Origin of the sequence: Curtobacterium sp. NPDC087082 (assembly GCF_044745045.1) — a bacterium.
Classification (GTDB): domain Bacteria; phylum Actinomycetota; class Actinomycetes; order Actinomycetales; family Microbacteriaceae; genus Curtobacterium.
The window spans coordinates 526,240-549,144 of sequence record NZ_JBIUZN010000002.1 but is presented as its reverse complement, the minus strand read 5'-3'; the positions used below and the strand labels follow the sequence as shown (position 1 = coordinate 549,144).

At 67.9% G+C, this 22,905-nt stretch carries 22 protein-coding genes and 2 tRNA genes; 11 read left to right on the top strand and 13 right to left on the bottom strand.

Features of this window, described 5'->3' with window-relative positions; translation table 11 throughout:
• The first annotated feature begins 106 nt into the window (after window positions 1–106).
• Window positions 107–1,903, top strand: a complete 1,797-nt coding sequence (pknB, locus tag ACIPEP_RS08045; protein ID WP_302847769.1) for a Stk1 family PASTA domain-containing Ser/Thr kinase — start codon at window positions 107–109, stop codon at window positions 1,901–1,903.
• Between the two features lie 148 nt (window positions 1,904–2,051).
• Here pknB and ACIPEP_RS08040 read toward each other — a convergent pair whose 3' ends face one another.
• Window positions 2,052–2,696 carry an aminodeoxychorismate/anthranilate synthase component II gene (locus ACIPEP_RS08040; protein ID WP_070417458.1) on the bottom strand — a complete coding sequence of 215 codons (645 nt, stop codon included), beginning with the start codon at window positions 2,694–2,696 and terminating at the stop codon, window positions 2,052–2,054.
• A gap of 82 nt (window positions 2,697–2,778) precedes the next feature.
• Here ACIPEP_RS08040 and ACIPEP_RS08035 point away from each other — a divergent pair, with 82 nt between their 5' ends.
• Window positions 2,779–3,033 carry a cell division protein CrgA gene (locus tag ACIPEP_RS08035; protein ID WP_070417459.1) on the top strand — a complete coding sequence of 85 codons (255 nt, stop codon included), beginning with the start codon at window positions 2,779–2,781 and terminating at the stop codon, window positions 3,031–3,033.
• Window positions 3,034–3,373: 340 nt separating this feature from the next.
• Here ACIPEP_RS08035 and ACIPEP_RS08030 read toward each other — a convergent pair whose 3' ends face one another.
• Entirely contained in the window at window positions 3,374–4,228 is an 855-nt protein-coding gene (locus tag ACIPEP_RS08030) for a rhomboid family intramembrane serine protease (RefSeq protein ID WP_402716944.1), read from the bottom strand.
• Window positions 4,229–4,236: 8 nt separating this feature from the next.
• Window positions 4,237–4,776 (bottom strand): peptidylprolyl isomerase, encoded by a 540-nt coding sequence (locus ACIPEP_RS08025; RefSeq protein ID WP_070417461.1) that lies wholly within the window; start codon window positions 4,774–4,776, stop codon window positions 4,237–4,239.
• A 117-nt stretch (window positions 4,777–4,893) separates the two neighbouring features.
• Between ACIPEP_RS08025 and ACIPEP_RS08020 the strand changes: the two genes are divergently transcribed.
• A complete protein-coding gene (locus ACIPEP_RS08020; RefSeq protein ID WP_083295136.1) occupies window positions 4,894–5,466 on the top strand; it encodes a hypothetical protein in 573 nt (190 codons plus the stop codon).
• A gap of 494 nt (window positions 5,467–5,960) precedes the next feature.
• Here ACIPEP_RS08020 and ACIPEP_RS08015 read toward each other — a convergent pair.
• The 10 genes from ACIPEP_RS08015 to dnaA form a co-directional block, all read right to left on the bottom strand.
• Window positions 5,961–6,033: transfer RNA gene (locus ACIPEP_RS08015), tRNA-Ala, on the bottom strand.
• A gap of 32 nt (window positions 6,034–6,065) precedes the next feature.
• Window positions 6,066–6,142 (bottom strand) — tRNA-Ile (locus tag ACIPEP_RS08010).
• A gap of 76 nt (window positions 6,143–6,218) precedes the next feature.
• Window positions 6,219–6,626 (bottom strand): DUF3566 domain-containing protein, encoded by a 408-nt coding sequence (locus ACIPEP_RS08005; protein WP_070417462.1) that lies wholly within the window; start codon window positions 6,624–6,626, stop codon window positions 6,219–6,221.
• Window positions 6,619–9,267: a DNA gyrase subunit A gene (gyrA, locus tag ACIPEP_RS08000; RefSeq protein WP_070417463.1), complete on the bottom strand. Its 2,649-nt coding sequence runs from the start codon at window positions 9,265–9,267 to the stop codon at window positions 6,619–6,621. Before gyrA ends, ACIPEP_RS08005 begins: the two co-directional genes overlap by 8 nt.
• Window positions 9,268–9,384: 117 nt before the next feature.
• Window positions 9,385–11,388, bottom strand: a complete 2,004-nt coding sequence (gene gyrB, locus ACIPEP_RS07995; protein WP_070417464.1) for a DNA topoisomerase (ATP-hydrolyzing) subunit B — start codon at window positions 11,386–11,388, stop codon at window positions 9,385–9,387.
• 132 nt (window positions 11,389–11,520) lie between these two features.
• Complete coding sequence (locus ACIPEP_RS07990) at window positions 11,521–12,021, bottom strand: DUF721 domain-containing protein (protein ID WP_071294231.1); 501 nt, start codon at window positions 12,019–12,021, stop codon at window positions 11,521–11,523.
• Window positions 12,021–13,271 carry a DNA replication/repair protein RecF gene (gene recF / locus ACIPEP_RS07985; protein ID WP_402716943.1) on the bottom strand — a complete coding sequence of 417 codons (1,251 nt, stop codon included), beginning with the start codon at window positions 13,269–13,271 and terminating at the stop codon, window positions 12,021–12,023. The genes ACIPEP_RS07990 and recF overlap by 1 nt, the downstream gene beginning before the upstream one ends.
• Before the next feature lie 30 nt (window positions 13,272–13,301).
• Window positions 13,302–14,189 (bottom strand): phosphogluconate dehydrogenase (NAD(+)-dependent, decarboxylating), encoded by an 888-nt coding sequence (gene gnd / locus ACIPEP_RS07980; RefSeq protein WP_092385584.1) that lies wholly within the window; start codon window positions 14,187–14,189, stop codon window positions 13,302–13,304.
• Window positions 14,190–14,259: 70 nt separating this feature from the next.
• On the bottom strand, window positions 14,260–15,405 hold the full coding sequence (gene dnaN, locus ACIPEP_RS07975; protein ID WP_070417468.1) for a DNA polymerase III subunit beta: 1,146 nt from the start codon (window positions 15,403–15,405) through the stop codon (window positions 14,260–14,262).
• 473 nt (window positions 15,406–15,878) lie between these two features.
• On the bottom strand, window positions 15,879–17,345 hold the full coding sequence (gene dnaA / locus ACIPEP_RS07970; protein ID WP_070419317.1) for a chromosomal replication initiator protein DnaA: 1,467 nt from the start codon (window positions 17,343–17,345) through the stop codon (window positions 15,879–15,881).
• 504 nt (window positions 17,346–17,849) lie between these two features.
• Here dnaA and rpmH point away from each other — a divergent pair.
• From rpmH to ACIPEP_RS07930, 8 genes are all read left to right on the top strand, one after another.
• Window positions 17,850–17,987 carry a 50S ribosomal protein L34 gene (gene rpmH / locus ACIPEP_RS07965; RefSeq protein WP_058724833.1) on the top strand — a complete coding sequence of 46 codons (138 nt, stop codon included), beginning with the start codon at window positions 17,850–17,852 and terminating at the stop codon, window positions 17,985–17,987.
• 39 nt (window positions 17,988–18,026) lie between these two features.
• Window positions 18,027–18,389, top strand: coding sequence for a ribonuclease P protein component (gene rnpA / locus ACIPEP_RS07960; RefSeq protein WP_229084721.1), 363 nt, complete (start codon window positions 18,027–18,029; stop codon window positions 18,387–18,389).
• The gene (yidD, locus tag ACIPEP_RS07955) at window positions 18,386–18,766 is read left to right on the top strand and encodes a membrane protein insertion efficiency factor YidD (RefSeq protein WP_071294227.1); all 381 of its coding nucleotides are present in this window, start codon (window positions 18,386–18,388) and stop codon (window positions 18,764–18,766) included. Before rnpA ends, yidD begins: the two co-directional genes overlap by 4 nt.
• Window positions 18,767–18,774: 8 nt before the next feature.
• A complete protein-coding gene (gene yidC / locus ACIPEP_RS07950; RefSeq protein WP_070417471.1) occupies window positions 18,775–19,749 on the top strand; it encodes a membrane protein insertase YidC in 975 nt (324 codons plus the stop codon).
• Window positions 19,750–20,265, top strand: coding sequence for a R3H domain-containing nucleic acid-binding protein (locus ACIPEP_RS07945; protein WP_175473651.1), 516 nt, complete (start codon window positions 19,750–19,752; stop codon window positions 20,263–20,265).
• Complete coding sequence (gene rsmG, locus ACIPEP_RS07940) at window positions 20,262–20,906, top strand: 16S rRNA (guanine(527)-N(7))-methyltransferase RsmG (RefSeq protein ID WP_402716942.1); 645 nt, start codon at window positions 20,262–20,264, stop codon at window positions 20,904–20,906. Before ACIPEP_RS07945 ends, rsmG begins: the two co-directional genes overlap by 4 nt.
• An 81-nt stretch (window positions 20,907–20,987) precedes the next feature.
• Window positions 20,988–21,881, top strand: coding sequence for a ParA family protein (locus ACIPEP_RS07935; protein WP_071294225.1), 894 nt, complete (start codon window positions 20,988–20,990; stop codon window positions 21,879–21,881).
• Complete coding sequence (locus ACIPEP_RS07930) at window positions 21,881–22,861, top strand: ParB/RepB/Spo0J family partition protein (RefSeq protein WP_092385578.1); 981 nt, start codon at window positions 21,881–21,883, stop codon at window positions 22,859–22,861. The genes ACIPEP_RS07935 and ACIPEP_RS07930 overlap by 1 nt, the downstream gene beginning before the upstream one ends.
• The last annotated feature ends 44 nt before the right edge of the window (window positions 22,862–22,905 follow it).

The window sequence follows — 22,905 nt, the reverse complement described above, 5'->3', positions numbered from 1 at the left end:
GGGCTCGCGACACCGTTGCGTAACGGTTCGGTCGAGCCCCCCGTCACCAGCGTCTCACCAGCGAAGCCTGCCGTACACTTGCCCGGACGGACATTCGGAGGAGTACGTGCCAGAAGGTGTGACCGCGGGGATCACCCTCCTCGCCAACCGCTACGAGATCGGTGACGTCATCGGTCGGGGCGGCATGGCCACTGTGCATCTGGGCAACGACACCCGGCTCGGACGCAAGGTGGCGGTGAAGCTGCTGAAGCCCAGCCTCGCCAACGACCCGGCGTTCCGCACGCGCTTCCGGCAGGAAGCCCAGGCGGCCGCCCGCATGGCCCACCCCACCATCGTCCGCGTCTACGACGCCGGCGAAGAGACGGTCACCGAGACCTCCGGTGCCGAGGTGCAGGTGCCCTTCATCGTCATGGAGTACGTCGAGGGCCGTCCGCTCTCCGACATCATCGGCGAGGGCCCGGTCGCCCCGGACGAAGCCGTGCGCATCACCGAGGGCATCCTCACCGCGCTCGAGTACTCGCACCGTGCCGGCGTCGTGCACCGCGACATCAAGCCCGCGAACGTCATGGTGACGCACTCCGGCCAGGTCAAGGTCATGGACTTCGGCATCGCCCGCGCCATCACCGACACCTCCGCGACGGTCGCCCAGACGACCTCGATCCTCGGCACCGCGTCGTACTTCTCCCCGGAACAGGCCCGCGGCGAGACCGTCGACGCCCGTACCGACGTCTACTCCACCGGTGTCGTGTTCTTCGAGCTGCTCACCGGCCGCCCGCCGTTCCTCGGTGACACCCCCGTCGCCGTCGCATACCAGCACGTCAGCGAACAGCCCGTCGCGCCGTCGTCCCTCACGCCCGAGGTTTCGCCGGCGCTCGATGCGGTCACGCTGCACGCCCTGGTGAAGGACCGCACGCGCCGCTACCAGAACGCGGCGGAGTTCCGGACGGAACTGCAGCAGGCCGCGGCGGGCAAGGTCCCCGCGTCGACCCGCAAGCTGCAGCAGCAGGCCGCCCACGACGCCTCGACGGTGCTGTTCGGTGTGAACCCCCGGACGACCTCGAACCCCGCGGTGGCCTTCCGCGAGCTCGACGACGACACCGCCGAACACCGCCCGCAGCGCACCCAAAACCGCCCGCCCGTGGCCTGGATCTGGGTCGGCATCATCCTGACCGCGGCGGTCATCGTGGCGGTCGTGTTCTTCGTCGCGAACCTCGGTCCGGGCAAGCCTCCCGTCACGTCCTCGGTCAGCGTGCCGAACGTCGTCGGTGCGACCTACGACTCCGCGGCCTCCGCGCTCGGCAAGAAGGACCTCGTCCCCGTCAAGGTCGAGGAGAACTCCGACGACGTCGACCGGGGATCGGTCATCCGCACCGAGCCCGGCTCCGGCACGAACGTCGCGCGCAAGCAGAACGTCCGCGTGATCGTCTCGCTCGGCCCCGAACAGGTCGCCGTCCCGGACCTCGCGGGGCAGGCGCAGGACGCGGCGCAGAAGACCCTCGAGCAGGCGGGCTTCGCCGTCGGTGCGATCAACTCCGACTACTCGCCCGACGTGCCCGAGGGGACGGTCATGAGCACCGACCCCGCCGCCTCGTCGCAGCACACCAAGGGCACGGTGGTGAACCTGACGGTGTCGAACGGCAAGGTCGAGTTGCCGAACGTCACCCAGCAGCCGTTCTCCACGGCGAACGCGACCCTCGCCCAGCTGGGGCTGAAGGTCACGCCGGCGCCGTCGTACTCATGCATCGGTGGCACCGTGACGCAGCAGAGCGCCCCCGCCGGCGACATCGCGCAGGGCAGCACCGTGACGCTCACGTACTGCGCCGGCTCGGCGCAGCCCTCGCAGCCGCCGGCGACGGATGCACCCGCCGATGGTGGCAAGGACGGCGGCGACGACGGTCAGTGACCTGACCGCGTCCTGACGGATGCTCCGCGGCGGGGCTGCGCCGCGCCTCCTGTCCGGCGTCGTGTCGGCCTGCCTTCCCGGAGGCGCGGCTCGACCCCGCCACGTCCCGACCGTCCCGCAGCGCGGTCGCGTCAGTGGCGCGCCGCTGTCAGGCCCGGTGGGCCGCGATGAGCGGGTTCAGGCCCGCAGCGCGTTCCGCTGCACCGGCGAGGCCGGTCGTCTCGAGCCAGTTGCCGACCATCCGGTAGCCGCCCTCGGTGAGGACCGACTCCGGGTGGAACTGCACGCCGTACACGGGGTGCTCGCGGTGCTGCACGCCCATGATGACGCCGCCACCGGTCCGGGCGGTCACCGTAAGCTCGTCGGGGACCGTGCCGTCGACGATCGCGAGCGAGTGGTACCGCGTCGCCGTGAACGGGTGCGGGACGCCCGCGAAGAGGGGGCTGTCGTCGTGGTCGACCTGCGAGGTCTTGCCGTGCATGAGTTCCTCGGCGTGGGTGACCGTCGCACCGAGTGCCTCGGCGATGGCCTGGTGCCCGAGGCACACACCGAGCAGGGGCTTGTCCGCGGCGATGGCGGCGTGCACGGTCTCGACGGAGACGCCGGCGTCCGCGGGCGTCCCGGGGCCGGGAGACAGGAGCACACCGTCGTACTCGGCGATGCGGTCGGCGATCTCGGACGCGGGGAAGGCGTCGTTCCGGACCACGTCGGTCTCCGCCCCGAGCTGCTGCACGTAGCCGTTCAGCGTGTAGACGAAGCTGTCGTAGTTGTCGACGACGAGGATCTTGGTCATGGTCGGTTCACCGTACTCGTGGGGGATGTGTGCGGCGGGCTGAGAGGCTTCCCACACCCGCGGTCACGGTAGGATACCGGCCATGGCCAAGGACAAGGACCGCACCAAGCCCGCCCGGACGACCCGAGCCGACTCGGTCGACACCGCGGGGGACCAGCCGAACCCCGTGTGGTTCAAGCCGGTCATGTTCGGTTTCATGCTCATCGGCCTCGCCTGGGTGATCGTCTTCTACATCTCGAACACGACGCTGCCGGTGCCGTCCCTCGGTTCGTGGAACATCCTGATCGGCTTCGGCATCATGTTCGTCGGCTTCCTGATGACCACGCGCTGGCGGTAGCACCCCGGCCACACACCTCTCGACGCCCGTCGCACCTGCTGGTGCGGCGGGCGTCGTCGTTCGTGCCGTTGTCCACAGTGCACTCGCCCCGCCGTGGCCCTTGTCCCCACCTCCGCGTACGTTCTCCACAGTTCTCCACACTCTCCACACACCCATCCACACCCCCGTCCCGGAGTTATCCACAGCGGACTCCACAGTGGGGATAATCACATGCGTGTAACTCACCGCGTTCTCCACAGCTGTGGACAACTCAGTCGTGCACGTGTGGAAAAGCCCCCGTGGACGCACGAACGCCCCGCCGCTGAGCGACGGGGCGATCGGTGGAGCTGCTGTGCGGCTGTCAGCCGATCGTCACCGCGTACCCGACGGCGGTCAGGGCGATGCACACGACCGCGGCGGCAACGAGCAGCGCGATCTGCAGCGGACGCTGGCGGATGTTGCGGGTCCGTGCGAACACGAACCCGACCACGAAGCCGCCGATGATCCCGCCGACGTGCGCCTGCCACGAGATGTTCGTGCCGGGCAGGAACCCCACGACGAGGTTGAGTCCCATGATGACCAGCAGCTGCACGGCGTTGTTGCCGAGACTGCGCTGCAGGACGAAGAACGCCGCGAACAGCCCGAAGATCGCGCCGGACGCTCCGACCACCCACGTGCCGGGGGCCAGGAACGTCACGAGCATCGACCCGAAGATCCCGGTGATGAAGTAGAGCGCCAGGAACCGCCACGCCCCGAGCATGTTCTCGAGCATCCGGCCGAAGATCCACAGCGCCCACATGTTGAACAGGATGTGGAAGAGGCCCGAGTGCACGAAGAGCACCGTGACCGCTCGCCACGGCTGCGAGGGCAGGAGCAGCGAGTTGTAGGCGAACAGGTTCGTGAAGAACCCGCCCGAGACCTGGTCGAGCAACCAGATCGCGACCGAGACGGCGACGATCACGACCGTCGCCTTCTGGTCGAGCATGGCGAAGCGCCGCCGGGCGACCGTCAGCCCGCTGGGGCCTCCGGACGCCCGACGGTTCGCCTGGAACTGCGCACGCTGCTCACGCACGCACTCAGGGCAGTGCACCCCGACCGCCGCCGGCGTCTGGCACTCCGGGCAGATCGTCCGCCCGCAGCGCTGGCAGAGCACGAAGCTCTGCCGGCCCGGATGCCGGTAGCAGGTGTTGTTCGGGTTGTACGCCTGATCGGTCACGTGGTGGCTCAGACGTCCTCGACGTCGATGCTCTGGATGACGACGTCCTCGAGCGGCTTGTCACGGCCGTCGGTCGCCACACCCTCGATCGCGTCGACGACCGCGCGGGACTCGTCGTCCGCGACCTCGCCGAAGATGGTGTGCTTGCCCTGCAGCCACGGCGTCGCCACCGTGGTGATGAAGAACTGCGAGCCGTTGGTGCCGCGGCCGCCCTGGATGCCGGCGTTCGCCATGGCGAAGATGTACGGGTTCTGGAAGGTGAGCTCCGGGTGGATCTCGTCGTCGAAGCGGTAGCCCGGTCCGCCGATGCCCTGACCGAGCGGGTCGCCGCCCTGGATCATGAAGTCCTTGATGATGCGGTGGAAGACGACACCGTCGTACAGCTTGTCGGTCGAGACCTTGCCGGTGCCGGGGTGGGTCCACTCCTGCTTGCCCGTCGCGAGGTCGACGAAGTTCTTGACGGTCTTCGGAGCGTGGTTGCCGAACAGGTTGACGCGGATGTCGCCCTTGTTCGTGTGGATCGTTGCGACAGCGGTGTGCAGAGACATGTTCCGATTCTCGCATGTACTGCTGACGGTCAGACGGATCACACAGGTGAGGCTCCGTGACCTGTCAGGCACTGCGGTGGCAGGATGGGGGTCACGCCGTTCCGATGGAGGTACCAGATGACGACGATCGAGATCCCGCGCAAGCGCCGGAAGCAGATCAAGAAGCTCAAGGGCCAGACCGCCTCGCTCCTCGGCGAGCAGCGCAAGGTCCTCGAGCACGCGAACGCGATCCTTGCGGAGGCGCGGTCCCACGCCGTGGACACCGCTCGCAAGGACATCGCTCCGCGAGTGCAGAACGCGATCGACAACGGCATCCGTCCGGCTGTCGCCACGGGGGTGCACGCTGCCACGAGCGCAGCGCAGAGTGCTTCACACCGCTTCCAGTCCGAGGTCGTCCCCGGACTCGTCGCGACGGCGGGCTCGGTCCTCAGCGTGGGTGACCTCGCGAAGGACCCCCGCGTCAAGAAGATCGTGAAGAACGCCCAGAAGAAGGGCAAGAAGGCCAAGAAGGCTGCGGAGAAGTACGTGCCGCACCAGAAGAAGGGCATCGGCTTCGGCGGTGTCGCGCTGATCGTGGTCGGTGTCGTCGCCGTGGCGGGTGCCGCCTACGCCGCGTACCAGACGCTCCGCGCGGACGACGACCTGTGGGTCGCCGACGACGCTGACACGGCGGAGAAGCCTGCCGCCTGACCTCCCGGTTCGCACGAAGGGCCCCGGCACGCGCCGGGGCCCTTCGTCGTCCGTGGGCGGAGCGGCGAGCAGGCAGAATACGTCCCGTTCACCGCGCAGAAGCGGCCGTTCGTGCCCACTCGGCGCCCGACGCACGGCATGTCGTGCCCGCTCACCGGCCCGGCGACGGACTGGAGGCGCGGGTCGGCCCCGCCACGCGCCTCCCGTCCGTCGTCGCGTTCGGCCCACCCCGCCACGCGGCGAGGTCGCACGACCCAGCACGCACGTCCGCCGGGGTCCACCCGGAGCCGTGTCGCGGTCGCACGACGCACCGCTCACGTCCGCCGAGGTCTCAGGAACGGCCGTTCAGCCCGCGCGAGATGCCACAATCGGCAAACCTCGAGCCCCAGACCAACGGAACCGATCGCGGAGCGGCGCGCCGAAGGCGCCGACGAACACGACGACCGAGCGAGGCGAAGCGAGGAACGAGCGGAGCATCGCTCACGCCGAGAGAGTGGAGCCTGGGAGAATCGAACTCCCGACATCCTGCTTGCAAAGCAGGCGCTCTACCAACTGAGCTAAGGCCCCGTGACACCCATCGTACGGAGTGTCAGAGGAAGTGGTGGGGCTACAAGGACTTGAACCTTGGACCTCTTCGTTATCAGCGAAGCGCTCTAACCGCCTGAGCTATAGCCCCTCAGACCGGATGAAAGCCTACCGTACGGATCTCGCAGAACGAAATCGAGGCGGTCGGCCCATCCGGCCCGGGAGTGTCAGTTGTTCGTGAAGCCGACGAGCAAGCCGCCGGTGATCCGCACACTGAGGTTGTAGAGGACACTCACGATGGCGCCGAGCACGGTGCCGACGACCACGTTGAGGATGCCCACGACGATGGAGAACCCGAGCACCTGGCCCAGTGAGAACTGGTCCATGATCGAGTAGTTGTTCTGCCCGGTGACGTCCTTCAGCAGGGCGTCGATCTGGGTGAAGACACCGGTCTGGTTCAGGATGACCCACACCAGCGCGGTGGCGACGACGATCACGATCGAGCCGGCCAGGGCGATGAGGAAGCTGAGCTTCACCATCGACCAGAAGTCGACGTACACGAGCCGCAGTCGCACCTGACGGGTGCCGACGGGCCGCTTCGCCTTCTTCTGGAGCTTCTCGGCGACACTACTCATTGCTTGACTGGTCCTCTCCGGCCACGGTGTCCGTGGGCACTGTGTCGGCGGGGTCGGCGGCCGCTTCGTCCGGGCTGACCGTCTCCACCGGGCCCGCAGGCTCGATCTCGGCGTCGTCCTGGTCGTCCAGGTTCCGCTCTGTGTTCCGGGCCACCGCGATGATCCGGTCGTTCTCCGCGAACCTCGCGAAGACCACACCCATCGTGTCGCGACCCTTGGCGGGCACCTCGGCCACGGCAGACCTTACCACCTTGCCCGATTGCAGCACGACGAGCACCTCGTCGTCCTCGCCCACGATGAGAGCACCCACAAGGTCGCCTCGGTCAGCGGCCAGCTTGGCCACCTTGATGCCGAGACCACCACGGCCCTGTACGCGGTACTGGTCGACCGACGTGCGCTTGGCGTAGCCGCCCTCGGTCATGACCCAGACGTAGCCGTCGTCCGAGACGACCCGGGCTGCGAGCAGCGAGTCATCGTCGCGGAAGGACATGCCCTTCACGCCGGAGGTCGATCGACCCATCGGGCGCAGGGTGTCGTTCGTCGCGGTGAAGCGCAGCGACATGCCGTGCTTCGACACGAGCAGGAGGTCGTCGTGCTCGTCGACGAGGAGCGCCTGCACCAGGGTGTCGCCGTCGCGCAGGTTGATCGCGATGATGCCGCCGGTGCGGTTCGTGTCGTACTCGGTGAGCGGGGTCTTCTTCACGAGACCGTGCGCCGTCGCGAGCACGAGGTACTGCGCCGCCTCGTAGTCGCGGATGTCGAGCACCTGCTGGATCTGCTCGTCCGGCTGCATGGCGAGCAGGTTCGCCACGTGCTGACCCTTGGCGTCGCGGCTGGCCTCCTGCAGCTCGTAGGCCTTGGCACGGTAGACCCGCCCCTTGTCCGTGAGGAAGAGGAGCCAGTGGTGCGTCGTCGTCACGAAGAAGTGCTCGACGATGTCGTCGGCGCGCAGCTGCGCACCCTTGACCCCGCGGCCGCCGCGGTGCTGCGAGCGGTAGTTGTCGCTGCGCGTCCGCTTGACGTACCCGCCGCGGGTGATGGTGACGACCATCTCCTCTTCGGGGATGAGGTCCTCGATGGACATGTCGCCGTCGAAGCCGAGCAGGATCTCGCTGCGGCGGTCGTCGCCGAACCGCTCGACGATCTCCTCGAGCTCGTCGCCGATGATCGTGCGCTGACGGGTCTCCGACGCGAGGATGTCCTGGAAGTCGGCGATCTTGCGCTCGAGCTCCTCGGCCTCGTCGTGGATCTTCTGCCGCTCGAGGGCGGCGAGACGACGGAGCTGGAGCTCGAGGATCGCGCGCGCCTGGATCTCGTCGACGGACAGCAGGTCCATCAGACCGGTGCGGGCCTCTTCGACGTCGGGCGACCGGCGGATGAGCGCGATGACCTCGTCGAGGGCGTCGAGCGCGGCCAGGTAGCCACGGAGGATGTGGGCGCGCTTCTCGGCCTCGCGCAGCCGGAACTGGGTTCGGCGGACGATGACGTCGATCTGGTGGTCGACCCACGCCGAGATGAACCCGTCGAGCGCGAGGGTGCGGGGCACGCCGTCGACGATCGCGAGCATGTTCGCGCCGAAGTTCTCCTGCAGCTGCGTGTGCTTGTACAGGTTGTTGAGGACGACCTTGGCGACGGCGTCGCGCTTGAGCACGATGACGAGGCGCTGACCGGTACGACCCGAGGTCTCGTCGCGGATGTCCGCGATGCCGGCGAGCTTGCCGTCCTTCACACCCTCGGCGATGCGGATCGCGAGGTTGTCGGGGTTCACCTGGTACGGGAGTTCGGTGACGACGAGGCAGGTGCGACCCTGGATCTCCTCGACGTTGACGACCGCGCGCATCGTGATCGAGCCACGACCGGTGCGGTAGGCGTCCTGGATGCCCTTCGTGCCGAGGATCTGCGCCCCGGTCGGGAAGTCCGGGCCCTTGATCCGCTGCATGAGCGCGCCGAGGAGCTCTTCACGCGTGGCGTCGGGGTGCTCGAGCGCCCACTTGGCGCCCGCAGCGACCTCGCGCAGGTTGTGCGGCGGGATGTTCGTCGCCATGCCGACCGCGATGCCGACGGACCCGTTGACCAGCAGGTTCGGGAAGCGTGCCGGCAGGATCGCGGGCTCCTGCGTGCGACCGTCGTAGTTGTCCTGGAAGTCGACGGTGTCCTCGTCGATGTCCCGGACCATCTCCATGGCGAGCGGCGCCATCTTGGTCTCGGTGTACCGCGGGGCAGCGGCGCCGTCGTTGCCCGGGGAACCGAAGTTGCCCTGGCCGAGCGCGAGCGGGTACCGGAGCGACCACGGCTGCACCAGGCGGACGAGGGCGTCGTAGATCGCGCTGTCACCATGCGGGTGGAACTGCCCCATCACGTCGCCGACGACGCGCGAGCACTTCGAGAAGGCCCGGTCGGGACGGTAGCCGCCGTCGAACATCGCGTAGATCACGCGGCGGTGCACCGGCTTCAGTCCGTCACGGACCTCGGGCAGGGCACGACCGACGATGACGCTCATCGCGTAGTCGAGGTACGAGCGCTGCATCTCGAGCTGCAGGTCGACCTGCGAGATGCGGTCACCGGAGACGACGATGTCCCCGCTGTCGCCGTGGACGATCTCGGGCTGCTCGTCGGCGCCGTTCTCGTTGTCGTCAGCCATGTGGCTTCGTTCCCTTTCTGGACAGCCTGGAGGCTGTGGTTCCGTCAGTCGCGCCGGGCGCGACCACAGGTGGTCAGGACTGGTCCGCGCGACTCACGCCGCGCCTCCAGGCCAGGATCAGATGTCCAAGAACCGGACGTCCTTCGCGTTCTGCTGGATGAACTGACGACGGGACTCGACGTCCTCACCCATCAGCGTCGCGAAGACGCTGTCCACCGCGGCGGCGTCCTCGAGCGTGACCTGCAGGAGCGTCCGGGTGTCCGGGTTCATCGTGGTGTCCCACAGCTCCTTGTAGTCCATCTCGCCGAGACCCTTGTAGCGCTGGATCCCGTTGTCCTTCGGGATGCGCTTGCCGGCGGCGAGGCCGGCCTGCATCAGGGCGTCGCGCTCCCGGTCGCTGAACACGTACTCGTGCGCCGAGTTCGACCACTTCAGGCGGTAGAGCGGCGGCTGCGCGAGGTACACGTAGCCGCGCTCGATGAGCGGCCGCATGTAGCGGAACAGCAGGGTGAGGAGCAGGGTCGTGATGTGCTGACCGTCGACGTCGGCATCGGCCATCAGCACGATCTTGTGGTACCGGGCCTTGTCCGGGTCGAAGTCCTCGCCGATGCCGGCGCCGAACGCCGTGATCATCGACTGGATCTCCTGGTTGGCCAGGGCACGGTCGAGGCGGGCCTTCTCGACGTTGAGGATCTTGCCGCGCAGCGGCAGGATCGCCTGCGTCATCGGGTTGCGACCCTGCACGGCGGAACCACCGGCGGAGTCACCCTCGACCATGAAGATCTCGGAGACCGTCGGGTCCTTCGACTGGCAGTCCTTGAGCTTGCCGGGCATGCCGCCCGACTCGAGGAGGCCCTTGCGACGGGTGGTCTCGCGCGCCTTGCGTGCGGCGAGACGGGCCTGCGAGGCCTGGATCGCCTTGCGCACGACGTCGCGGGCCTGCGTCGGGTTGCTCTCGAACCAGTGGGTGAGCTCGGTGCCGACGACGCGCTGGACGAAGCCCTTCGCCTCGGTGTTGCCGAGCTTGGTCTTCGTCTGCCCCTCGAACTGCGGCTCGCCGAGCTTCACGGAGATGACGGCCGTCAGCCCTTCACGGATGTCGTCACCCGTGAGGTTGTCGTCCTTCTCCTTGATGATCTTCGCCTCGCGCGCGTACTTGTTGACCAGGTACGTCAGCGCTGCGCGGAAGCCCTCTTCGTGGGTGCCGCCCTCGTGCGTGTTGATCGTGTTCGCGAAGGTGTGGACGCTCTCCTGGTAGGAGGTGTTCCACTGCATCGCGACCTCGAGCGCGATCTTGCGCTCCGGGTCCTCGGCCTCGAAGCCGATGACGTCCGGGTGCACCAGGTCTGCCTTCTTCTGGGCGTTGAGGTACTCGACGTAGTCGGCGAGCCCGCGCTCGTAGAGGAAGGAGTCGTGCCGTGCCTCTTCACCCTCGGCCGGGGTGCGCTCGTCGGTCAGGGTGATCCGCAGGCCCTTGTTGAGGAAGGCCATCTGCTGGAAACGCGTGCGCAGGGTCTCGTAGTCGAAGACGACGGTCTCGAAGATGTCGGCGTTCGGCCAGAAGGTGATCGTGGTGCCGTGGCCGTCGTCTTCCTCGTCCTTCGACAGGGGCGCGACCGGGACGCCGTCGGTGTAGCTCTGGCGCCAGACGTGGCCCTGCTGGCGGACCTCGACGTCGAGCTCGGAGCTCAGCGCGTTGACGACCGACGAACCGACGCCGTGCAGGCCGCCGGACACCGCGTACGCGCCGCCGCCGAACTTGCCGCCGGCGTGCAGGACGGTGAGCACGACCTGGACGGTCGAGACGCCCTCGGCAGCGTGGATCCCGACGGGGATGCCACGGCCGTTGTCGACCACGCGGACGCCGCCGTCTTCGCGGATGGTGACGTTGATCGTGTCGCAGTAGCCCGCGAGTGCTTCGTCGACGGAGTTGTCGACGATCTCCTGCACGAGGTGGTGCAGACCGCGGGGACCGGTCGACCCGATGTACATGCCCGGACGCTTCCGGACGGCTTCGAGTCCCTCGAGCACCTGGATCTGGTCTGCGCCGTACGCTGGATCGCTCTGCGGGGTCGCCTCGCCGGACGAGTTCTGTCGGTCGTCGTCAGATCCGGATGTCATTCGAAGGTGCTCCTGCCTGCGCGCGGAACACCCGCGCACTGCACCTCTCAGTCTACCGCAGGACCCCCTCCTCCGAGGGCGGATTCCGGCCGTGGACGGCCTTTTTTCGTCCTCCCGGACGATTTCGTCGCCCTACCCGTAAGTGTCGCGGGGACCGCGCCCCTGAACCGTCCTGGGACCGCGTTTCCAGGTGGGGGCGTCGGGGCCCGAAACCCGGATCGACTGCACCCCCGCCTCGGGGTGCCGCTCGGCGATGGTCGTCGTGACGGTGCTGCGCATCAGTCGGAGCTGGGTCGCCCAGGCCGTCGAGTCGCACCGGATGACGAGTGCACCGTCGTCGATGGTCACGGGTCGGGAGTGCTTCGCGAGTTCCTCCCCCACCACGGCGGGCCAGTCCACGAACAGCTCGGACCGGGCGAGGGGCTCGGTCCAGCCCAGTTCCTGCGCGAGCGAACCGACGACGTCGCCGAGTCCGGCGGGCTCGCGACCGCGACCGTAGGGCACGGAATCGGGGTCGAGTCCCTTCATGCGGCGCCGGCGTGCGTCGACGCCGCGCTTCGAGGGGTCGCCGAAGACGGCGCGGAGGTGCCGGTAGACCCGCGAGGGTTCGGTCGGCTTCGACGGCTTCGGCATCAGACGCCCGCTCCGGTCGGGTCGGCTTCCGCCCGGTGGTCTTCCGGTTCTCCGGTCGGACTGGAGGCGCGGCTCGGCTCCGCCTCGTCGGTCACGATCGTGCCCGCTTCGATCCGGACCGTGTGCGCGGCCAGCTGCTCGGGCACGTCACCGAACACCGCCGCGGTGATGAGCACCTGCTCGTAGTCGGCGACCGCCCCGGCCAGGCGTTCCCGGCGGGACTCGTCGAGCTCGGCGAACACGTCGTCGAGGATGATGATCGGATCGCCCAGGCTCGACTCCGCGCGGAGGATCGACGCACTGGCCAGCTGCACGGCGAGCGCGAACGACCACGACTCCCCGTGACTGGCGTAGCCGCGCGCCGGTAACCCGTTCAGCTGGAAGAGGACGTCGTCGCGGTGCGGACCGACGAGCGTCAGGCCGCGGTCGAGCTCGTCGCGTCGACGCCGTTCGAGTGCTGCTCGGAAGGCATCGGCAGCTGCGGTGACGGTGACCGGCTCGTCGGGTGTCCCGAGGACGGGATCCGTCGCGGCCGCGTCCTCCGGGTCGCCGCCGCGGACGCTCAGGACGCCGGTGATCGACGCCTCGTGCCGTTCGCCGGCGACGGTCGCGTAGGCCTCGGCCACGACCGGGGCGAGCCGCCGGGTGAGGTGGTCACGAGCAGCGATGATCTCGGCGCCGAAGGCCACGAGACGCTCGTCCCAGACGTCGAGCGTCGCGAGCGAACCCGCCTTCGCACCGGTCGCCCGGGCCGACTTCAACAGGGTGTTCCGCTGCCGGAGCGTCCGGTCGTAGTCGGCGAGGACGCCCTGCATGCGCGGGGCGATCTGCCCGAGGAGCTCGTCGAGCATCCGGCGTCGGCCGGCCGGTTCGCCGCGGACCAGCGCGAGGTCCTCGGGAGCGAAGAGGACGCTCGTGCAGTAGCGCGGGAGCTCGCGGGGCTTGATGGCCGAGCGGTTCACCTGCGCCCGGTTCGAGCCGGTGCGGTTGATCTGGACCTCGGCGAGGATGCTGCGGTCCTCGTGGGCGAGCCGAGCGCGGACGATCGCCGCGTCGCAGCCCTGCCGCACGAGTGCCGCGTCCGTCGGGACCCGGTGCGATCCCAGGGTGGAGAGGTAGCCGATCGCCTCGACGAGGTTGGTCTTGCCCTGTCCGTTCCGGCCGACGAACAGGTTCGGCCCGCGTGCGAGGTCGACCTCGGCCTCCCGGTAGTTCCGGAAGTCCGTGAGTTGCAGGTGGTCGACGTGCACGCGGGCCGTGGCCGGGTTGCCCCGGTTGGACTACGCCTTCTTGACGGCGTGGCCGCCGAACTGGTTGCGGAGCGCCGCGACGGCCTTCATCGTCGGGGACTCGCTGCCCTGACGCGAGACGAAGCGGGCGAACATCGCCGCGGAGAGCGCGGGCATCGGCACCGCGAGCTCGATCGCCTCTTCGAGGGTCCAGCGACCCTCGCCCGAGTCGTCGACGTAGCCCTCGAGCTCGTCGAGCTTCGGGTCCTCGTTGATCGCGAGGACGAGGAGGTCGAGCAGCCAGGAGCGGACGACCGTGCCGCGCTGCCATCCGGCGAAGACCGCCGGGACGTCGTGGACGATGTCCTTCGCCTCGAGGAGCTCGTAGCCCTCGCCGTAGGCCTGCATGATCGCGTACTCGATGCCGTTGTGGACCATCTTCGCGTAGTGGCCCGCGCCGACGCCGCCGGCGTGCGAGAAGCCCTCTTCGCGCGGGCCCTCGGGACGGAGCGCGTCGAAGACGGGCATGGCGAACTCGACGTCCTCGGGGGCGCCGCCCACCATGAGGCCGTAGCCGTTCTCCTTGCCCCAGACGCCACCGGAGACGCCGGCGTCCATGTAGCGGATGCCCTTCGCGTCGAGCTGCTTGGCGTGCACCTCGTCGTCGAGCCACTTCGAGTTGCCGCCGTCGATCACGAGGTCGCCCTCGCTCAGGACGTTCGACAGGTCGGTGATCACGTCGTCGGTGATCTTGCCGTGCGGGACCATGACCCACACGAGCTTCTTGCCCTCGGGGAGCGCCGCGGCGAGTGCGCCGAGGTCGGCGACGTCCGAGACGGCGGGGTTCGCGTCGTAGCCGGTGACCTCGATGCCTGCGTTGCGGAGACGGGCACGCATGTTGTTGCCCATGCGACCGAGGCCGACAAGACCGATGTGCATGATTTCCTCTTCTGTTCGTCGTCGCGCTGATGCAGGGATGGCGCGTCAGCGCAGTGTTCGGCTGTTGCGCTTACCGCAGCAGGAGATTGGGCTGCAGCAGGTACCGGTATCCGTCCGCGGCCGGGGCCTCTTGCGAGGTCTGGCCGGTGATGAGCACCGGGCCCGGCTTGTTGGGGTTCTCCGTCTTGGTGAAGGAGATCCGGACGAACTCGGAGTGCACCGCGTTCAACCCGTCCAGGAGGAAGGCGGGCTTCAGCGAGACCACCGTTTCCTCACCGGTCAGCAACGCACTGATCGACTCTGACGCCTGCGCTTGTTCGGAACCGATCGCTTCGAGCGTGAGCCCGTCGACCGTGAAGGAGAACCGGAGGGCGGCTTCGCGCTCCAGGACGAGGGAGACCCGTCGGACCGCCTCGACCAGTTCCGCGGTGTTGATCACCGCGTGGTCCTGGACGGTCTCGGGGAAGAGCCGGCGGACCGGCGGGTAGTTGCCCTTGATGAGCAGCGACGTGACGGTCTTGTCGTCCGCGTGGAACGCGATGAGCTCGCGGTCGGACGAGCCGCTGATCGACACCGAGACGGTGGACGCCGAGCCGAACGTGCGGCCCACCTCTTGCAGGGTGCGGGCCGGGACGAGCGCGTGCAGCGGGTCCGACCCGACGCGGCCGGAGTCCCACGCGATGGTGCGGACGGCGACGCGGTAGCGGTCTGTCGCGATGAGCGAGAGGTCGTTGTCGCCGACCTCGAGCTGGACGCCGGTGATCACCGGGGTGACGTCGTCGCGGCTGGCGGCGACGGCGACCTGGGACACGGCTTCGGAGAAGGCGTCGCCGGGGATGACGCCGGTCTGCTCGCCGATCTCCGGGAGCGTCGGGTACTCCTCGACCGGCATGGACAGCAGCGTGAAGTGCGCCGAACCGCAGGTGACCGAGATCTTCGAGTCCTCGGTGGTGAAGGTGACCGGGGCGTTCGGCAGGCGGCTCGCGATGTCGTTGAGGAGCCTGCCGGAGACGAGCACCGTGCCGGGGTCGTCGATCTGCGCGGCGATGGACGTCTGCGCCGAGACCTCGTAGTCGAACGACGAGAGCGTGAGTCGATCGCCGTCGGCGTGGATGAGGACGCCCGAGAGGATCGGGAGGGTCGTGCGCTGTGGGAGGAGCTTCACCGCGAAGGAGACGGCTTCGGAGAAGACGTCCCGGTTGACCTCGAACTTCACAGCTGGAACCCCTGTCGATCGGTTGGACTGTCCGGCCGCCCCATTGTGGCACAGCCCGGCGAGGCCCGGATTTCTTGTCATCCCGCCGTCCACAAGGTTGGCCCGCTGAGATCAATCGTTAACCAGGAGTAATGGTGTTAACGCCTGTGCACACTGTGGATAACCCTGTTAACACCGCTTGTCCACAGGGAACTACACACGTGTGAGTTGTGAGCGGTGTGTGGGCGGCGTCTGGATGAATGAATCTCATCTATCCACTTCCATCCCCAGTCTCCACAGGTGGCCCCTCCGCTGTGAACAACCGACCGGCGTGTCCTCCACAGTTATCCACAGGCTTTCCACACTGTGTGAAGTCCGGCGCATGGAACCGTCTCAGATGGTGGATGCGCGCGGAAGCAGGCCGATCTGACAGTCGTCAGCCGCGCCTCCAGGGCCGTACCAGATGTGCGCAGCGCGACGCAACGCGACGTGCGTCAGCGGTAGCGGCGGTCCTGCTTGATGCGGCTGGTCAGCTCCGTGACCTGGTTGTAGATCGAGCGACGCTCCTTCATGAGCTCCGCGATCTTCTTGTTGGCGTACATCACCGTGGTGTGGTCCCGGTTGCCGAAGAGCTGTCCGATCTTCGGCAGCGACAGGCTCGTCATCTCACGGCAGAGGTACATCGCGATCTGCCGTGCCGTGGCGATCGCCTGCGAGCGGGAGGACCCGTAGAGGTCGTCGACGGAGAGCTTGAAGTACTCCGCGGTGTGGTTGATGATGTCCGTCGGCGCGATCACGTTGTCGTCGTCGAGCGTGATGAGGTCCTTGAGGACCGTCTGCACCAGGGCCATGTCGACGGCCGTCCGGTTCAGGCTCGCGAACGCCGTCACGCGGATCAGGGTGCCCTCGAGCTCGCGGATGTTGCTCGACACCTTCGACGCGATGAACTCGAGGATGTCGTCGGGCACCTGCAGGTGGTCGGACTGCGCCTTCTTGCGGAGGATCGCGATGCGGGTCTCGAGGTCCGGCGCCTGGACGTCGGTGATGAGGCCCCACTCGAAGCGGGAGCGCATCCGGTCCTCGAACCCGGTCAGGTGCTTCGGTGCGACGTCCGACGTGATGACGACCTGCTTGTTGTGGTCGTGCAGCGTGTTGAAGGTGTGGAAGAACGCCTCTTGCGTGGAGTCCTTGCCCTGCAGGAACTGGATGTCGTCGATCAGCAGGATGTCGATGTCGCGGTACCGCTGCTGGAACTGGTTCGACCGGTTGTTCGCGATCGAGTTGATGAAGTCGTTCGTGAACTCCTCGCTGGACACGTACCGCACCCGGATCCCCGGGTAGAGGCTCTCGGCGTAGTGGCCGATCGCGTGCAGGAGGTGGGTCTTGCCGAGACCCGAGTCGCCGTAGATGAAGAGCGGGTTGTAGGCCTTCGCCGGCGCCTCAGCCACCGCGACCGCCGCCGCGTGGGCGAAGCGGTTCGACGAGCCGATGACGAAGTTGTCGAAGTTGTACTTGGGGTTGAGCCGGGACTCGGGGCGACCGCTGGTCCCCGGGGAGTCGATCTGGCTCGGGACGAACGGTGCCTCGATGTACTGACGGGGGGCCGCACTCTGCTCGACGGCTTCCTGCACCGGCTCTGCGTACTCGGGGACGTTGCTCGTGACCTGCGTGTCGACCCGCGGCTCGGACGCCATGTCCGGGTTCACCGTGATGGCGAAGTTCGCGACCGTGTCGTCACCGATGCGGGAGACGGCCTCGGTGATCGGGATGCGGATCCGCTGCTCGAGCATGCCGCGGGTGAGGTCGTTCGGCACCTCGAGGTAGAGGGTGCCGGCGAGCACGCCCTTCGGCTCGACCAGGTTGAGGAAGCCGTGCAGCTGCGGGGTGATGCGGTCGTCCTCCGAGAGGAGTCCGAGGACGGATGACCAGAGGTCCTCGACGGGGTCGGCCGGCATCGTCATGTCGCGCTCGTCTCCTGATGTCGTGTCGTGCTCGTCGCTGGTGCTCGTCTGCACTGGGTGTCCACCGCCGCCGGACGGACCGGCGCAGCGTCGACCGCCGGATCGTTCCTGGCGGGTCGTCGTGAGTCCGGGTGGCATCGTCGACGTCCCGGACGCGTGTCGTCCCGCATGGTGGTCCACAGGGTTGTCCACAGTCTTGTCCACGACCGGCGCGAGCCGCACGACGAGGGGAATCCCCCGTCGTACCGGGCCGCTGGCCGGTCAATCACCCCACTGTAAAGGACTCGAGCGCGTCGTACCGAACGCACGTTTTCCCCAATGTGGATAATGAACGTGCGCACCGCTCTGGAGGCCGGGTCGACGACGGCGTTTGACCTGCTCGCCCCTGTCACGTACCGTTAACCAGTTGACTGCGGCCGTTCGGTCGCGCCCATCTGCGTCGTTCGGCACCGAGCGACTACACATACGTGACGGCTCGCCGCGAGCAGCCGTGTGGAGAACATCATGAGCAAGCGCACCTTCCAGCCGAACAACCGCCGCCGCGCCAAGAAGCACGGCTTCCGCGCCCGCATGCGCACCCGTGCCGGCCGCGCCATCCTGGCCGCACGTCGCGCCAAGGGCCGCACCGAGCTCAGCGCCTGATCAGGCTCCCCGCCTGATCTCGTCCTCCGGTACCGACTCGTGTTGGCCCGCGCCAACCGGATCGTCCGAGGTGACGACTACCGGTCCGTCGTGCGTCGTGGTCGCAGAAGCGCCACGGCGCACGCCGTCGTATCGGTGGTCCGTCGCACCTCGGGCGACCCGTCGAGCGGTACCGGTCCGACACGGTTCGGGTTCATCGTCGCGAAGACGGTGGGCAACGCCGTGACCCGGAACCTGGTCAGGCGTCGCCTCAAGGCGATCGCGCACGGGCTGCTCGCCGACATCCCCGTCGGCTACGACGTGGTGGTCCGCGCACTGCCAGCCGCTGCGCAGGCCGGATGGCCTACCCTGCTCGAAGACGTCTCGCGCTCCTGTGCGCGTGGTGTGGAGAAGGCAGCATGAACCGCAACCTGTGGACCCGGCTCGCCTGGGCCGTCGCGTTGCTCCCGCGCAACGTGTGCGTCATCGTGCTGCGCGCCTACCGTGCCGTGATCTCACCGCTCTACGGCAACGTCTGTCGGTACCACCCCTCGTGCTCCCGGTACGCGCTCGAGGCGATCCAGCAGTACGGCGTCGTCCGCGGGTCCGCAATGGGTGCATGGCGCATCGCACGGTGCAACCCCTGGGCAGCCGGGGGCATCGACGACGTCCGTGCACGGCGTCGCCCCTACGACGTCAACCGGTTCGGGTTCGTGCTCGCACCGACCCAGCCGCAGCCGCAGCCCACGGGTGGTTCCACCCTGCCGGTCCTGCTCCCCCAGCGCACTCGAAAGGCGTGACAGTCCCCATGGACCTCGGATTCATCGGAACGATCCTCTGGCCGCTCAAGTGGGTGGTCTCGGCCATCCTCGTGGGCTTCCACTGGATCTTCGAGAGCATCGGCATGGACCCCGGAGCCGGCATCACCTGGGTGCTCTCCATCATCTTCCTGACCTTCGTGGTGCGCGCCGCGCTCATCCCGATCTTCGTGCGCCAGATCAAGTCGCAGCGCCGCATGCTCGAGGTGGCGCCGCAGCTCAAGAAGATCCAAGAGAAGTACAAGGGCAAGAAGGACCAGTTCTCGCGTGAGGCCATGAGCCGCGAGACCATGGCGCTGTACAAGGAGACCGGGACGAACCCGCTGAGCTCCTGCCTGCCGCTGCTGATCCAGATGCCGATCTTCTTCTCGCTGTACTCGGTGCTGCACGAGGCGCAGATCAACAAGACGGGCATCGGCCTGCTCACGAACGACCTCGCCGCGTCGTTCGGCAACGCATCGCTCTTCGGCGCTCCCCTGCACGAGACGTTCACGAACGCCTCCGGCTGGGAGGTCCGGGTCATCGCCGGCGTCATGATCGTCGTGATGACCGCCTCGCAGTTCATCACCCAGCTGCAGCTCGTCGCGAAGAACATGTCGCCGGAGACCAAGGAGTCTCCGATGTACCGCCAGCAGAAGATGATGCTGTACATCCTCCCGCTGGTCTTCGTCATCTCCGGTCTGTCGTTCCCCCTCGGCGTCATGTTCTACTGGCTCGCCTCGAACGTCTGGACGATGGCGCAGCAGTACTTCGTCATCCGCAGCATGCCGACCCCCGGTTCCGAGGCCGCCCTCGCTCGTGAGGCACGTCTCGCGAAGAAGGCGCAGCGTCGCGGTGCCGCCACCCCGGTCCTCGCCGAGGCCGGCGCAGGGGCCGGTGCCGCCGAGATCGAGGCCGTCCGCGTGACGACCCAGCGGCAGCAGCCGGTCGGCAAGAACCGTGCCAAGAAGAACGGGAAGAAGTAAGTGACCGAGCAGGACACCGCGGACGCCGTGGACACCACCGTCGACACCTCGACCGCGACCGTCGACGACGACGCCCGCGACGAAGCCGACATCGCGGCGGACTACATCGAGGAACTCCTCGACATCTGCGACCTCGACGGCGACATCGAGATCGAGGAGCGTGCGGGCCGCGTGTACCTGTCCGTCACGGACGAGGGCGACGCGCTCCGCGTGCTGTCGAAGCCGGACACCGTCTCGGCCCTGCAGGAGCTCACGCGCATCGCCGTCCAGGCCGAGACCGGCGAGTTCAGCAGGCTGATCCTCGACGTCGGCGGCTCGCGCGATGCTCGTGCGTCCGAACTGCAGCGGCTCGTCGATACCGCCATCGAGCGCATCGAGGCAGGTTCGACCACGGCTGCACTCCCCGCGATGTCGTCGTACGAGCGCAAGCTGGTCCACGACCTGGTTGCCGAGAAGGGCTTCCACTCGGAGTCCGAGGGTGAGGGTCGGGACCGCCACACGGTCGTCACCCGATGACCGAGACCGCACCTCCCGTCCTCGAGACGGAGCCGGTGGCTGCTGCGACGCTCTTCGGCGATCGCCTCGACCTGGCGCGTTCCTTCACGAACGAGCTTGCTCGACGCGGCGAGGAGCTCGGCCTGATCGGCCCGCTCGAGCTGCCGCGCTTGTGGACGCGACACATCCTCAATTCTGCGGTGCTCGCTCCACTCCTGGAGGAACGGGGTCGGGTCGCGGACGTCGGTTCCGGTGCTGGACTCCCCGGCTTGGTGCTCGCGATCGCCCGGCCGGACGTGCACCTCACGCTCATCGAACCGATGGAACGGCGAGTGGATTGGCTGACGTCGGAGGCCTCGCGCCTCGGTCTCGACAACGTCGAGGTCGTCCGTGCCCGTGCTGAGGACGTCGCCGACGACATCGTGGTCGACCAGGTGACTGCGCGCGCCGTGAGCGCGTTGTCGAAGCTGATCCCCCTGACCGTGCCCTTGGTTCGGTCCGGTGGCCAGCTCATCCTCATGAAGGGCGCCCGCGTCGAGGACGAGATGGAGAAGGCCCGAAAGGTCATCCTCCGGAAGCGTCTCGCCGATGTCGAGGTGCTCGAGCTCGGAGTCGGTGTGGTCGAGGAGACCACGCGCGTCTTCCGGGCTACAGTTGACTGACGCTGCGGCTCGGGCCGGTTCGACCGGCCACCAGTGGCTCCGCGTTCCACGTGAAACACCGAACCGGGGAAGAGGCACTCGTTGAGTTCATCGACCGATTACGACGCGTCGACACCGCTCGCCCGTGAGATCGCTGATCTGAACCGTCGTCGCCGTGCGATCGCGACGCAGCAGTTCCCGCTGCCGCCGAAGACGCGCGTCTTCACGGTGTCGAACCAGAAGGGTGGCGTCGGCAAGACCACCACCACGGTCAACCTCGCCGCTGCGTTGGCGCACGGCGGAGCGCGCGTGCTGGTGATCGACCTCGACCCGCAGGGCAACGCCTCCACGGCGCTCGGTGTCAACCACCAGGCCGAGGTCCCGAGCATCTACGACGTGATCGTCGACGAGGCACCGATCGCGGACACGGTCCAGCGCTCCCCCGAGTCGGACACACTCTGGTGCGTACCGGCCACGATCCACCTCGCCGGCGCCGAGATCGAACTGGTGTCGCTCGTCGCCCGCGAACAGCGCCTGCGGACCGCGCTGGACCAGTACCTCGAGTCGCTGGACGAGCCGTACCACTACGTGTTCATCGACTGCCCGCCGTCGCTCGGGCTGCTCACGATCAATGCCTTCGTCGCAGCGCGCGAGGTCCTCATCCCGATCCAGTGCGAGTACTACGCGCTCGAAGGGTTGAGCCAGCTGCTCCGGAACATCGAGCTCATCGAGCGGCACCTGAACCCGAACCTCGCCGTGTCGACCATCCTCTTGACGATGTACGACAGCCGGACGAACCTCTCCAACCAGGTAGCAGCAGACGTGCGGGAGCACTTCGGCGAGCAGGTGCTCGAGGCCGTGATCCCCCGATCCGTCCGCGTCAGCGAAGCCCCGAGCTACGGGCAGAGCGTCGTTGCGTACGACGTCAACTCAACCGGCTCGCTTTCCTACCTGGAGGCGGCAGCCGAGATCGCAGCACGAGGAGCGCAGCACTGATGGCACCGAAGCGAACTGGACTCGGACGGGGCATCGGCGCCCTCATCCCGACGGCGTCGGAGCAGCAGGACCGTCCCGTCGACGTGTTCTTCCCGACCGGCGGATCGCCGGCGTCCGCGCCGCTCGTCGACGGTGCGACCGCGGAGGAGCTCGTCGCGGTTCCCGGCGCGCGTCTGGCGAACCTGAATCCCCTCGACGTCGTGCCGAACGCGCAGCAGCCGCGCAAGGAGTTCCGCGAAGAGGAACTGCAGGAACTCGTCCACTCGATCCGTGAGATCGGTGTCCTGCAGCCCATCGTCGTGCGCCCGATCGCCGGCGCCGCTGGGACGGAGCCGCAGTACGAGCTGATCATGGGTGAGCGCCGACTCCGCGCCACCAAGGAGCTCGGGCTGAGTACCATCCCCGCCATCGTCAAGGACACTCCCGACGATGCGATGCTCCGCGACGCGCTGCTCGAGAACCTCCACCGCGCGAACCTCAACCCGCTCGAAGAGGCTTCGGCGTACCAGCAACTCCTGGCGGACTTCGGGATCACGCAGGAGCAGCTCGCCCAGCGGATCGGCCGTTCGCGTCCGCAGATCACCAACACGATCCGACTGCTGCGCCTCCCCTCCCCCGTTCAGCGGCGTGTGGCAGCGGGCGTGCTCTCGGCTGGACACGCACGTGCGATCCTCGCTGCGCCCGACGCCGAGGCCATGGAGTACCTCGCAGAGAAGATCGTCAACGAGGACCTGTCCGTCCGGGCCGCCGAGTCGATCGCGCAGCAGCTCGCGGCGAAGACGCCGGTGAAGCCCAAGGCGGAGCCGTCCAAGCGGCAGGTGCACTTCAACGACCTGGCGGAGCGGCTCGGGGATCGGTTGAACACGCGGGTCAAGATCGCTGTCGGGGCGCGGAAGAGCTCGGTGACGATCGACTTCGCGAACGGGGATGACCTCAACCGGATCCTCGGGGAGCTCGGCATCGAGGACGTCGCGGGCTGACGTTCGGCCGCCTCCTGCCGCGGAGGTCTCTGTACGGCGCTGTG

Bases quoted from the DNA above. Each gene is read 5' to 3' on its own strand.
- ACIPEP_RS08035 (WP_070417459.1), top strand. From the start codon at position 2,779: ATGGCCAAGGACAAGGACCGCACCAAGCCCGCCCGGACGACCCGAGCC.
- yidD (WP_071294227.1), top strand. From the start codon at position 18,386: ATGAACCGCAACCTGTGGACCCGGCTCGCCTGGGCCGTCGCGTTGCTC.
- gyrA (WP_070417463.1), bottom strand. From the start codon at position 9,267: ATGGCTGACGACAACGAGAACGGCGCCGACGAGCAGCCCGAGATCGTC.
- ACIPEP_RS07990 (WP_071294231.1), bottom strand. From the start codon at position 12,021: ATGCCGAAGCCGTCGAAGCCGACCGAACCCTCGCGGGTCTACCGGCAC.
- ACIPEP_RS08025 (WP_070417461.1), bottom strand. From the start codon at position 4,776: ATGTCTCTGCACACCGCTGTCGCAACGATCCACACGAACAAGGGCGAC.
- ACIPEP_RS08040 (WP_070417458.1), bottom strand. From the start codon at position 2,696: ATGACCAAGATCCTCGTCGTCGACAACTACGACAGCTTCGTCTACACG.
- gyrB (WP_070417464.1), bottom strand. From the start codon at position 11,388: ATGACATCCGGATCTGACGACGACCGACAGAACTCGTCCGGCGAGGCG.
- ACIPEP_RS08005 (WP_070417462.1), bottom strand. From the start codon at position 6,626: ATGAGTAGTGTCGCCGAGAAGCTCCAGAAGAAGGCGAAGCGGCCCGTC.
- dnaA (WP_070419317.1), bottom strand. From the start codon at position 17,345: ATGACGATGCCGGCCGACCCCGTCGAGGACCTCTGGTCATCCGTCCTC.
- ACIPEP_RS07930 (WP_092385578.1), top strand. From the start codon at position 21,881: ATGGCACCGAAGCGAACTGGACTCGGACGGGGCATCGGCGCCCTCATC.
- rsmG (WP_402716942.1), top strand. From the start codon at position 20,262: ATGACCGAGACCGCACCTCCCGTCCTCGAGACGGAGCCGGTGGCTGCT.
- gnd (WP_092385584.1), bottom strand. From the start codon at position 14,189: ATGCACATCGGTCTTGTCGGCCTCGGTCGCATGGGCAACAACATGCGT.
- rpmH (WP_058724833.1), top strand. From the start codon at position 17,850: ATGAGCAAGCGCACCTTCCAGCCGAACAACCGCCGCCGCGCCAAGAAG.
- yidC (WP_070417471.1), top strand. From the start codon at position 18,775: ATGGACCTCGGATTCATCGGAACGATCCTCTGGCCGCTCAAGTGGGTG.
- ACIPEP_RS08020 (WP_083295136.1), top strand. From the start codon at position 4,894: ATGACGACGATCGAGATCCCGCGCAAGCGCCGGAAGCAGATCAAGAAG.